This is a genomic window from Primorskyibacter flagellatus (assembly GCF_900176485.1).
GTDB lineage: Bacteria > Pseudomonadota > Alphaproteobacteria > Rhodobacterales > Rhodobacteraceae > Primorskyibacter > Primorskyibacter flagellatus.
This window is the reverse complement of the sequence record NZ_FWYD01000038.1, coordinates 1-11,156: the sequence shown is the minus strand read 5'-3', so window position 1 is coordinate 11,156 and position 11,156 is coordinate 1. Positions and strand designations below refer to the sequence as shown.

The 11,156-nt window shown below is 59.3% G+C and carries 9 protein-coding genes; 7 read left to right on the top strand and 2 right to left on the bottom strand.

Features of this window, described 5'->3' with window-relative positions:
• Positions 1 to 326: 326 nt before the first annotated feature.
• The 3 genes from B8991_RS21795 (at position 327) to B8991_RS20330 (ending at position 2,639) form a co-directional block, all read left to right on the top strand.
• Entirely contained in the window at positions 327 to 524 is a 198-nt protein-coding gene (locus B8991_RS21795) for a hypothetical protein (protein ID WP_218673277.1), read from the top strand.
• Positions 521 to 991: a hypothetical protein gene (locus B8991_RS21625; RefSeq protein ID WP_084355113.1), complete on the top strand. Its 471-nt coding sequence runs from the start codon at positions 521 to 523 to the stop codon at positions 989 to 991. Before B8991_RS21795 ends, B8991_RS21625 begins: the two co-directional genes overlap by 4 nt.
• A gap of 458 nt (positions 992 to 1,449) precedes the next feature.
• Positions 1,450 to 2,639 (top strand): IS3 family transposase gene (locus B8991_RS20330; RefSeq protein WP_143514690.1). Its coding sequence is split into 2 segments (ribosomal slippage): positions 1,450 to 1,702 and positions 1,702 to 2,639, totalling 1,191 coding nucleotides; the frame shifts between segments, so codons are not numbered across the junction.
• 299 nt (positions 2,640 to 2,938) lie between these two features.
• Here B8991_RS20330 and B8991_RS20325 read toward each other — a convergent pair.
• Together B8991_RS20325 and B8991_RS20320 are read right to left on the bottom strand one after the other, a co-directional pair.
• On the bottom strand, positions 2,939 to 5,053 hold the full coding sequence (locus B8991_RS20325) for a hypothetical protein (RefSeq protein WP_084355112.1): 2,115 nt from the start codon (positions 5,051 to 5,053) through the stop codon (positions 2,939 to 2,941).
• A gap of 69 nt (positions 5,054 to 5,122) precedes the next feature.
• On the bottom strand, positions 5,123 to 6,652 hold the full coding sequence (locus B8991_RS20320; protein ID WP_143514689.1) for a hypothetical protein: 1,530 nt from the start codon (positions 6,650 to 6,652) through the stop codon (positions 5,123 to 5,125).
• 10 nt (positions 6,653 to 6,662) lie between these two features.
• On the opposite strand from B8991_RS20320, the gene B8991_RS21620 reads away from it, so the two are divergent.
• The 4 genes from B8991_RS21620 (at position 6,663) to B8991_RS20305 (ending at position 11,023) form a co-directional block, all read left to right on the top strand.
• Positions 6,663 to 6,830 (top strand): hypothetical protein, encoded by a 168-nt coding sequence (locus tag B8991_RS21620; protein ID WP_179141566.1) that lies wholly within the window; start codon positions 6,663 to 6,665, stop codon positions 6,828 to 6,830.
• 402 nt (positions 6,831 to 7,232) lie between these two features.
• On the top strand, positions 7,233 to 9,695 hold the full coding sequence (locus tag B8991_RS20315) for a toll/interleukin-1 receptor domain-containing protein (RefSeq protein WP_084355110.1): 2,463 nt from the start codon (positions 7,233 to 7,235) through the stop codon (positions 9,693 to 9,695).
• Positions 9,695 to 10,234, top strand: a complete 540-nt coding sequence (locus tag B8991_RS20310; RefSeq protein ID WP_084355109.1) for a hypothetical protein — start codon at positions 9,695 to 9,697, stop codon at positions 10,232 to 10,234. Before B8991_RS20315 ends, B8991_RS20310 begins: the two co-directional genes overlap by 1 nt.
• Positions 10,235 to 10,348: 114 nt before the next feature.
• Positions 10,349 to 11,023 carry an NUDIX hydrolase gene (locus B8991_RS20305; protein ID WP_084355108.1) on the top strand — a complete coding sequence of 225 codons (675 nt, stop codon included), beginning with the start codon at positions 10,349 to 10,351 and terminating at the stop codon, positions 11,021 to 11,023.
• Positions 11,024 to 11,156: the final 133 nt, after the last annotated feature.

Below are 11,156 nucleotides of genomic sequence, written 5' to 3'. Positions count from 1 at the left end.
CATGGATGCTCCTTCCTTTTGTGATGGCTTTAACACTCACCACAATGGCACATTGAGATGCCGTCGGGAGGGGCATCCACGCCATCAACAAAGCCTTGGAGCATAACAACCATGCCAAATAATCATGAAAAACCTCACGGCAAAACTGACTAGAGTTTTAACACGTTTTTTATCGCAGCTTGAAAACCAGACATCCGTTCAACGCGCAGCATCAGTCAATCTGGGCTCGCAGTCAGATTTCGCGGCGCGTTGCCTCAACAACAGCTATCGATACGGAGATGTCTGTGCATCCGAAAGAACCGAGAAATCTCAGTTTCTTAGTCTGCTTGGCGAACGACTGGTTCGAAGCCACCTCCATCGGGGGTGACGCTGCACCGGCATCGGGCAACTCAGAGCCCTTTCACGACATTGATACCGCAGTATCAGAAAAAATGATTTGTTGCGCGGAGCACATTGAAGATTTCTTCGAGAGCAGTAGTCCTTATCTGGGAATGGCGTTTGACACGCAGAAGGAAACAAAGTGAGGCGAACTACGACGACAACAATTGCCCTATGCATCGCGACCGCCGCGTTCGCCGATGGAGCGAGGACGATACAGCACATTGAATGCGCCTCCTACGCCGAACTCAGCCGACTTCCGTTGGCACGCATAGAGGGCGCATCTCGCGCGAACGCTGATGCCGATCGGTTGCGCGACGCGCACATGGCCGAGGCATTGAAGCTTGGAGTGCCACTGGTCGAAAAAGATTCCGGCTTTCCCGGATTCATGAAGTCCCGCCCTGTCGGAGGGTCGGCCGAGGCAGGCATCGGCTATTTCTTAGGGTCTGTTGTGACGACAGAGCAAGATCTCTTCGAGCTACTGCACGGTGCCTCGCCGACCAGGGGCCAGTCCCTCGATGACCGCTTCGAACGACTCGCCGACTGGTATCGCCTACGCTCGGCGGAAATGACAAGTAGCTACGAAGTAGCCGGTTGCATCGACCTTTTCTGAGGCGAAAACCACTGATATCGGTGAAAAACTCCGTCAATCGTCACTGCTATCCCCGAACGTGGAACGTTGACCTCTGAACGGTTAAATTAGCGAACAGAATTCTTGCAAACCCCTTGTCAGGAAACGGTGTTCTCCGGTTGAACGCTGATCAGCGATGGGACAGAGTTTTTCACCGATATCAGCCCAACCTGTGAATTCGATTTTCGCGCTGCATGTGCTCGCAGCGGACAACTCGCTGCACATGCTCTGTTAACGATGAGGCTTTGCCGCAGTGAAAACTGCCATTCATTCGCGATGCAGAGACCGATGAAGAGCATGCAAGAACTTCCGACTCTTACTTAGCTGAGATCAGCCGCAACGCGTCTCAAAGCTGGCAAGCGGATCTTCATAGTAGGTGACCTGCCCCGGGATTTTTCCTCCATTTGGAATTAGAGTCCGACCCAACAAAAGGGCGGACCATGAAGCGAACGAGATACACAGACGAACAGATCATCAGCATTCTGACCGAGCATGAGGCGGGCGCGAAGTGTGCTGACCTGTGCCGTAAGCACGGGATGTCGGAAGGCACCTTTTATGCTTGGAAGGCGAAGTTTAGCGGGATGACGGTGTCGGACGCCAAACGGCTCAAGACGCTGGAAGATGAGAATGCCAAGTTGAAGAAGCTGTTGGCCGAGCAGATGCTTGATGCGGCAGCAATGAAGGAACTGCTGGCAAAAAAATGGTAGGGCCCGCCGTTAAGCGCGAAGCCGTTGCGCATCTGCGGACCCGGTTGGGTCTGTCGGAGCGTCGGGCCTGCACGATTGTCGGCGCGGATCGCAAGATGATCCGATACCAGTCCATAAGACCACCTGAGACGGAGCTGCGCCAGCGGCTGCGGGATCTGGCCAATGAACGCCGCCGGTTTGGCTATCGGCGTCTGTTCGTGCTGTTGCGCCGCGATGGCGAACCGTCAGGGATCAACCGCATCTACCGGCTGTATCGAGAAGAAGGGCTCACGGTGCGCAAACGGCGCGCCAGGCGCAAGGCGGTGGGAACCCGTGCCCCGATCTTGGTCGAGGCACGGCCCAATGCGCGCTGGTCTCTGGATTTCGTCCATGACCAGCTCGCCTGCGGCCGGCGGTTCCGCATCCTGAATGTGGTCGATGATGTTACACGGGAATGCCTCACGGCCATTCCGGACACCTCGATCTCGGGGCGGCGTGTCGCACGGGAATTGGCGACGCTGATCGAAAGGCGCGGCAGGCCGGGGATGATCGTGTCTGACAACGGTACCGAACTGACCAGTAACGCGATCTTAACCTTTGCCACCGAACGCAAGATCGAGTGGCATTACATCGCGCCGGGCAAGCCGATGCAGAACGGTTTCGTCGAGAGTTTCAACGGGCGCATGCGCGACGAACTCTTGAACGAGACCATGTTCCGGAACATGGCGCATGCTCGCGCCGTGATCCGGGCCTGGACCGCCGATTTCAACGAAACAAGGCCACATTCCGCGCTCGGCTACCAGACGCCCAAGGCGTTCGCCGAGCGCTTCACCACCGCAACCGACACCCGCGCTGCGCCATCTGAAAGCTCCGCGCGGATGTCGGTTGCTCCACCTACGCCAATCGGCGTATCAAACCAAACGGCTCTGGTTCCGGCTGGATGAAAGTTCAGTGGCAGGTCATAGGAAACTGCAGGGGGAGTGAGCTGTCATCGGTACTTCAAAGAGAGCACCCTGAGGCGCTCTCCTGATTCCTTCTTAGTCTTCACTTGATCGGTTCGGCTTGTTTGAGCCTGGCAAAGCTATGACGCACAGCGCTGCGCCAGCCCAAGAGTTCCCGATCATGCGTCTGGTACGGGTCACGTCCCTAGTCTATTGTGGCTTTAGGTTGGTTTCATCCTACACTCATTCCTCTTCGCAAGTTTCAGTAACTAATGAGTACTGCCCCACATTTCGACGTCACTTCAAAATGGCAGCAAGAACGTGCGCGCATAGCGCAAGATTCCAAAGCGCGCTGCACCACCGTCGTTAGGCATCGTGTCGATCAACACCGTGTCTCCCGACAATTTGGCTACCAAGTAGTTGCCACGCATCACCTCGCTCAGATCGGAATGCACACCAAACCCGGCATGCACATCGCGGGCCACAAAGCACCCCGGCCCATAAGACCGCGCGGCACGGGTCGAGGTTTTTCCGCCTGCCCCACGCGGCAGAATGGCGCTTGCATTGGTTTTCAGGATTAGCACGCCCGGACCCTGCGCATAGTGCACCATCGCACGTCCGAAAATCAGGCTGGCCAGGTTGAAACTAAGCAACCGTTTGATGCGCACAGTGCTGCTCACGCCAACGAAGTGCGTCCATTCAAAAACAACTTGCTCGTCAGAGCGCAGGGTCCACTCCACAAGGCTCGCCGGTGGCGGCATGGTCAGACCGGAGACTTGCGAGCGCTGCGACAAGTCAACTTTCTGCATGCGCCAAGCACGATGCAGGATGCGCGAGAAGATGGCTTTGAACGGCATCGGCACCCGAGCGCTAGTGGGTACGTTGTAAACCCCTGTATCGCGCTTCACGTACAGGACATCGCGACGGGCTTTGCCGAAGGCCAAAGAACCACGTTCCGAGGCGCGCGTCATCCCTTGGCTGCGCGGCACCCGCCCGACCGCCAACGACGCGGTAAGGCTCTCATCCGGGTGCAGGATCACGCGGCCTAAAACGATCAGGTAGGTCTTAAAGAGCACCATCAGCGAATAGATCAGTAGGAGCACACTCACCGCATTCAACATCAAGAAGCTTTGTCCGATGGAGGCGGTCGTGGTGTCGCGATAGATGGCGAGAGCTGCGTCGACTTCGGTGACGGCACGTTGACGGAACGCTTCCGTCCCACGGCCCGCTTCCGTTTCCGCGCGTTCCAACCGCGCCTCAAGACCATCGAGAATACCCTGACGAACGCCCTGGTAAATCGAGTTAGTAATGGACTTCACAAGGTTCATAAAGTGGCATTTCAAGTTCCAGCCGCAGCGTTCAGTGTTTGTCCCAGGTGCGCGCTGCGGAAGCTTCTCTTCCACAAAACCGTGGGTTTCCTCCGCAGAGTCACGCACCAACCCATTGACTTGGTCCTGGGTTGCCAGCGACCGTGTGTTCAACTCGGCCTGCCATTGCATCGTCTGTTCGGTCTGAATGTGGACGAGCATCTCCTCGAACGACAGCGGCTCTGCAGGCGCGGGCACATCCGCGTAGGTCAGCGCGGTCTCTGCCGCCACGTGATCAAGGCCGCGCCACATCGCCGAGTACCCGACCGTCAACACAGCGAAGATCGCCAGCATCGGCAGCCAGAGGCGGAGTGCATGGAAAAGCGATGCGCCAAGACGGCCATCCACGCGCAGTTGCATAAGGAGATCGGCATTGTCCTGAACAGCCTTGAAAAACAGACGCAGGGCCACGAAGGCGGAGAGCACCACGAGCAGAACGGCGGGGTTCGGAGCAAAGCCCTCAAAGACACGCCCCAGAACCGCCGGCGCGCGCCAGGCGACCTCGCTCTCGAGCGCATTGGCCGAGGCAACGACCCCGATCACCGCGCTTTCATAGACGACGAGACCGATGAACCCCAGAAAGGCCGGGCTGAGAAGGCGCCCGTAGATCGCCGTCAGCATGACGGACGCCGCAAACGCTACGGCCACGCCGCCTGCCGTCAGCCAGTACCGGAGCGCCTCGGTGGAGGCCTCTGGCAGGGGCACGCCCGAAATGTCCGGCATGAACTCCAGGGCGAGGCCGAGGCACAGCGCATAGGCCAGCGCCCGCTGACCAAAGCCCCACGCGACCAGCGCCCCGCCGACGAAAAGCGCCGCAAACGGGCTGACCCACGGCACGAAATCGGCCAAGGGCCCCCAGAAGTCGGCGTTTGGTTCCGGCAGACGGAGCATCGCCGTGCCATCAGCCACGGCCAGCGGGTTCAGGCGGGTGGCGCCCATGATCGGCAGCCAGGACAGCATGACAAGGAGCCACAGGCCCTGGATAACGGCGCCCTTTGCGGGCGCGGCGGAGAAGTGTGTTGTGTCGGTATCTACAAGCGAATTTGCCATGAGGCTTTCCTCCGAAAGCGTGTTGGGTTCAGGATGCCGCCCTCTGAGAGGCGACATCCAAGACTGCGATCAGTTCGCGACGCGCAGTCGCGTTGCCGTTGATGGAAGAAGCCCATCGGTGCGCACCGCATCGATCATGTCGCGGAACGTGGCTTCGTGCTTTTCCTTCGTCTTGCGCGCCAGGCGTCTCGTACGCGAGTCTGAACGGAAAGCGTCGACAATGCGTTCGATGCGGGCGGGGGCCAGCTCGTTGAGAGACGCCTCCATCGCGCTGCTGAAGTAAGTGTCCAGCATCTTGAGCTTTGTGGCCGTGTAGACGCGCGGCTTCTTGCGGCGCTGTTTGCGCACGTATGCCCCAAGGGTGCCTTTGTCCTCGGCGGGCGGCATCAGGTCTTCGACTTGCTTCAACGTGTTGATCAGCCGCCATTCTGCGGGCGGGATCAGGACAGTCACAGGACGGCGCACCGAAGCACCCTGAGCCACGCGCGTCGCGGTATGCCCCCACGAGGTGAGCGTACGGAAGAGGCCCGCAGCGCCGCTGACATCGACAGCCATGCCACCGCTCTTCAGGAAGGACACGGTCTTCGCGAGCTGCGTCTTGGTTGCCCCTTCCGGCACCTGCACCACCAGACCGAAAAGGCGGTCGAAGCCGAACAGGCCCTTGCCAGCCAGGTGCAGCGTTTCTGTCAGTTCCGACACACCGCCCGCGAAGTCATTGCGCTTGAGCCGCGCGTTCAAAGCCTCGATGCGTGGCATGAAGTGGTGGACGAATTCGGCCACGTCATCGCGGCGACGGCGCTCGGCGCGAAGGATGATCAGGATCGCGAAGATCAGATCGGTGATCACCGCAAGGCTGACGGCGATGGCTTCCTGACCGCTGAGCGGCTGCCCCGTCACCACCTTCTTCACGAGCATGACCGCAAAGTGCTTGTCGCCGTGTTCGGGGGCGAAAGTGCTGTCCTCAAGCTCCGGCATGGCGACGGGTGCAAAGGCGGCGATGCCGGTATTCACTGCTGCGATCTGCGTGGCGAAGTTGGCCCAACGCTGCTGATGCGCCCGCCCGGACAGCACCGTCGCAACCTGCGCCTCGCGCTCGAACGCGGCCTGAAGCGTCGTCAGCGCAGTCGTGGAACGCACCTGCTGCATCGGGCTAGCCAAAGCTGCGCGGACGCCATCCAGCGTAGTGGCAGCAGCGGCGGCAGCGATCCCGTCCGAAAGCGCCTGATAGAGGCGCGCGAGTTCGGTCTCGGCAAGCGTCACGTCGCGCAGGAGGCGCAGCCAAACGTCATGACGCTCCCCAGTGCCGGACGCCGCCTCGATCAACACGTTTTCGCGGGCCGTATCGGCAAGCGCGGTCATGCCGGTATCGAAGCGTACGATCTCAGCCTGGCTGGCCTGCGCCGCAGAGATGGCGGCCGCGCGCTGGCGGTCAAAGACATCGCGCACCTCGGCGTCGCGCAGGTCCATGACGTTCACCCAGAAGGCAACCGCCAGCACAACGCTGAGGGTCGTCATGATCCCGTAGCCGAGAAGGTAAAGGACACGCGTGCGCGTATGCACGACGAAGGCGCTGATCAGGACGGTCAGGAAAACCGCCATGAGCGCCTGAATGATGATCGAGCCTGTCGCGGCGACGGCGACAGCAAGGATCGAGCGCGCGCCGTCCTGGCCCTCGCTGATAAACTGGCTGATCCCGGTGGCCGACCCAAACCAAGACAACAGGAAGGCGGCGAAAACCAGCAGCGAGAGCGTGCGTGGATTGATATTCAACATTTGAAACTCCCCAAAGAAGCAATCTGTTCGTGTCGAGCTCGTTGATTGGCGCTAAGCTGTCAGCAGCGAGCTCGGTCAGTAAGTGTGATATACACACTAATTATTAGTGTTACAATTACACTAATATACTTTTCGTGCTTCTCGTGACCGCTTCCGGCGCGCCTAACTGTAATCATTGAGTATTTTTTCGGGTCGCACTGGATTTATGTGTGATTTTTACACCAATCTCAGCGCCAAACGCTCCATTTCAGGTGCTGCGCTCCAAAGTTCGCAGCCTCGATCCGCGCATCGAAGGGCTTCTCAAGACAGCTCTGTTGCGCTAGCGTTTCGACCAGATTGATAGGAACGTGCGCGGCCGAATTAGCGAAACCTGCCCGCCACGTCGCCTGACTATTTTAGTGACCGAATGCCTTCAGACCCGATCAGAGACGCCTTCCTGTCCTATGCCCGCGAGGATCTGCGCGACGCCCGTCGGCTCTACGCACTGCTCGAGGACGCGGACATCAGCGTCGCAATGGATGTGGAGGACCTGGCTCCGGGCGAACGCTTTCAGGAGCGGCTGGACAAGCTTCTCGAGGGTTCCGCGAAACTGGTCTATCTCGCGACGGAACAGTCCAAAGCCTCGGACCCATGTCAGGATGAACTTGCGCTCGCCGCACGAGAGGGCAAACCCATCCTCCCGGTCCTGCTCGATGACACACCGGCCTCGGTCATTCCATCGGAACTGAGTGACCTCCACTACACACGCCTCAGGTCATCGGACGATTGGGAGGCGGGGCTTGGGGCGCTTGCGCAATCGCTGAAGACCGACCTCGCGTGGGAAAGAACCAAGGCGTCCTATCTCCTTCTGGACTTTGAGGGCAAAGGCCTCCTGCAGACCCGCGAAGCACTGCGCGAAGCAGAGCAATGGGCGCGCCAGCGTCCCCGCAACACCGAACCTATTCCGCCCGCCGTCTGGAAGCTTCTGTCCCGAAGCCGCGCGCGATTGGACAAGCGGCGGCGCCTTTTCGTCGGGCTGGGACTGGGTGGCCTGACGGGCGTCATTGCGGTGTCGGTGATGGTGTCCTGGCTCTCCATTCAGGCGCGCCAGCAAGGCGACCTTGCCCTCTCCCAAAGCCTCGCCGGGATCGAAAGCGTGGTGCGCGATGCCGCGAACGAGAACCGGAATTCCGAGGACGCCCTGACCGACAGTCTGATCGACAGCGGCTGCAACATCGCGGCGCGTCTTTCGGTCGACGGGCGGATCCCGCGCAGTCCAGCCACCGTCCTTGCCTGCGACATCCACTATGCGCTGAGCACCAACGGACCGGAGACCGGCGACGAACAGCACGCCTTTCTCAACGCGGAATTCGCGCGGCTGGACGAGGCGGCAGGTGACTACGTCGAGAAGCGCCTCGCGGGTGACCTGACCGACGTGGCCAGCCTTGACGCGCTCGACGAAGCGATGGAACTTCATTTCGACGTGCTCGACCTGCGCCATGGCCGCGTCGACATCGTCCCGATCACGGAGTACAGCGAAGAGCTGGAAACGGCGCTGACGTACGCGGGCCATTGGCTCGAGCTTCTGATCGCGTTCGGCGAAGCGGGTGCCGCGGATCTGGCTAACCGCGCTGCGGGCACCACGGCTTACTGGGGATCGACGGCCGCGATCTGGCTTCTGGATGGCGAGCACACGCCTGAGAAGCCGGACGCCCTGATCGACGACTCGCTCGAAAAGGTGCTCCAGTTCGACACCCGGATGTCGCAAGCCATTGCTGACGCCGCCACAACCCGCGACGCGTCCGTTCCGGCGCCCGATATCAGCTTCTTCCACGATATGCTGATCGACGTGCTGGTCAGCCTTGGCGAAGACGCGACGCAGGAACGGATGCCGACCTATTTCACGGAGGCGCTTCGCCTCGTGCCGCGCCTGCCAGAGGAGCAGCGCGCCGACAGACTATCCGAAGTTTCGCTCCAGACATGGACCCATCGCTACCGCAGCATCCCGGAGGACGATTTCCCAGGCCATGACGCGCTGTTGAACGACATGATCGCGGGCGTCGACAACGTTCTGTCCGGCGACACCGCGGCGGCGCGTGCGGCACAGCCCAAGTATGACGAGCTTCTGGAGGCGCTCGTCGCGTTCATGCACGAAATCCTGGACGACCAACGGGACATCGCGATCGAGCTGGCATCAACAGACCCGCCGGCGGCCCACACGATGTTGGCAGACACGCTGCCTCTGCGGCAAGACCTCTATCGCAAATCGTCCGACGAGAGCGCATGGGCCCGGCTGTTCATCCTTTCGGGAGAGGAGCGGTTGGCGCTGTTCGAGGACGACATGGGCTTGATCGACGATGCGCAAACGCGTCGGATTGAAACGCGCGCGCGACTAACTGCCCTTGATCTCGACCGCGCGACTTTGGATCGCGATGAGCGCACAGAATACGCGCGGCTGGAGGACCACCTGCATCAAGCGTTCTACCGTCAGATCGACACAATGCGAAACGAGGCGTCAAAGGTCTTCGGTGAAGAGGACACGGCCACCGCCATCGCGCACATGCAACGTCTGCGCCAAACGGACCGCGCCTGGGACCTTGCCCTGCCCGAGCCACGGGAATTCGATCGGGTTTACACGCTCGAATCCGGGCTGCAGCTTGGGTCGTATCTCTGGGACGCAAATCGCAAAGACGAGGCTGGCGATGTGGTCAGGCGCGCCATACGAGAATACTTGCCGATCAAAGACTACGAATTTTCAGACGGCGATAATGCACGCCGCGCGCGAGAGGCATGGGAAGTCACACAACGATGGATCGAGGCCTATGATTGGTCAGAGACCGAGCTCACACCGATCTCCACCCTGTTGCCCCTCGACAAGGATGTCGAGTGATGTTGCGCGGCTTCTGCTTCGGATTTTGCGGCATCGTGGTTCTCTTTGGCATGATATACTTCGCCTCGGACCGGGTCGTGCGCGAACCATGGCAGAGATTCTCAAACAGCTACATATCGTTCAACCTGCCGCCCGGTTGGGAGTGCAACTCCTCGGGAACAGAGTTCGTATGTGAAGATGTCGCGTCAGGCGACCAAGAACTCGCGCTTTTTGTCCTTACGGCCAAACAGGTTGGTCCAATGGACAATTTCGACAACTATCAGGCCTACTTGCAGACGCCCAAAACAATGACGCTCGAAAATGACGAAGAGGCACTGCAATCCGTGGTGGAAGAACTGGAGATCCGCGAGATTTCCGGCGAGGATTGGGTCTTCAGCCAACACCTCAATTCCGAACTGCCAGCCTTCCACACGCAATATTTTGCGACGGTGCGGAAGGACGTAGCCGTTTTGGTTACCTATTCCTACCACAAGGATGCGCCCCGACGCTTACATGAAATTGGTGAACAGGCGGCAACTTCTTTCATCATTTTGAACTAGTGACCGATATAGCCACAGTAGGACAATTGACGCCACGTCGACGCAGCGTGTGGTTGCGTCTTGCCCGTTAAGCATTTAGTGTAAAATGGACACTATTAGCCGAGGTCAAGACCAATGAGCTACAAATATAAACATCCACGCCCTAGCGTGACCACGGATATCCTCGTATTCTCAATCCGTAATAAGCGGCTCCAAATCTTACTGGTCCAACGTGGCATAGAGCCTTTCAAGGATCAGTGGGCCATCCCTGGCGGGTTCCTTAAGATGGATGAAGACCTGTCCACATGCGCGGCCCGTGAACTGCGAGAAGAAACCGGGGTCACCGACCTTGCGAGCTTACCGCTCACCCAGTTTCACACTTACGGCGCAGTTAATCGCGACCCACGGGGCCGCACGATTTCCGTAGCCTTTTTTACACTCGTGCCGTCCGACCAGTTGACCGTTCGGGGCACGAGCGACGCAAGAGATGCGCGCTGGTTCCCGCTAGATGACCTCCCTATCCTTGCCTTCGATCATTCGCGGATCGTAGAGGATGGTCGCGCCAATCTTGCTCGGCTGGTCGACCCCGAAATTGTCGATAGCGCAAAAGTAGTATTTGATCTGTTACCCGCGACGTTCAGCTTATCGGAAGCACAAACCGTGTTCGAAATTCTGCGAGGCGAAAAGCTGGATAAGCGCAATTTTCGAAAGTGGTTCTCAGGCACTTGGACTTTGCAGGAAACTGGCGAAACGACCAGAGGTCCTGGCCGACCCGCGCTCCTATACAGACTGGTTCACAAAACAGCGTAGTAATGCTAAGCGGGCTCGGCTTGTGCGTGATGCACGGGCATGCGCGCCAGTTCAAGCGCATGCGCAAGGCCCTGAAACAACTGAAGGGTTACACCGGTCGCGTCCTGCGCGACCTTCGCCGTCAACTGGATGA

Excerpts from the sequence above, each read along its gene's own strand:
- B8991_RS20325 (WP_084355112.1), bottom strand. The coding sequence starts at position 5,053 with ATGGCAAATTCGCTTGTAGATACCGACACAACACACTTCTCCGCCGCG.
- B8991_RS20320 (WP_143514689.1), bottom strand. The coding sequence starts at position 6,652 with ATGGCGGTTTTCCTGACCGTCCTGATCAGCGCCTTCGTCGTGCATACG.
- B8991_RS21620 (WP_179141566.1), top strand. The coding sequence starts at position 6,663 with ATGATGATCGAGCCTGTCGCGGCGACGGCGACAGCAAGGATCGAGCGC.
- B8991_RS20315 (WP_084355110.1), top strand. The coding sequence starts at position 7,233 with ATGCCTTCAGACCCGATCAGAGACGCCTTCCTGTCCTATGCCCGCGAG.
- B8991_RS20310 (WP_084355109.1), top strand. The coding sequence starts at position 9,695 with ATGTTGCGCGGCTTCTGCTTCGGATTTTGCGGCATCGTGGTTCTCTTT.
- B8991_RS20305 (WP_084355108.1), top strand. The coding sequence starts at position 10,349 with ATGAGCTACAAATATAAACATCCACGCCCTAGCGTGACCACGGATATC.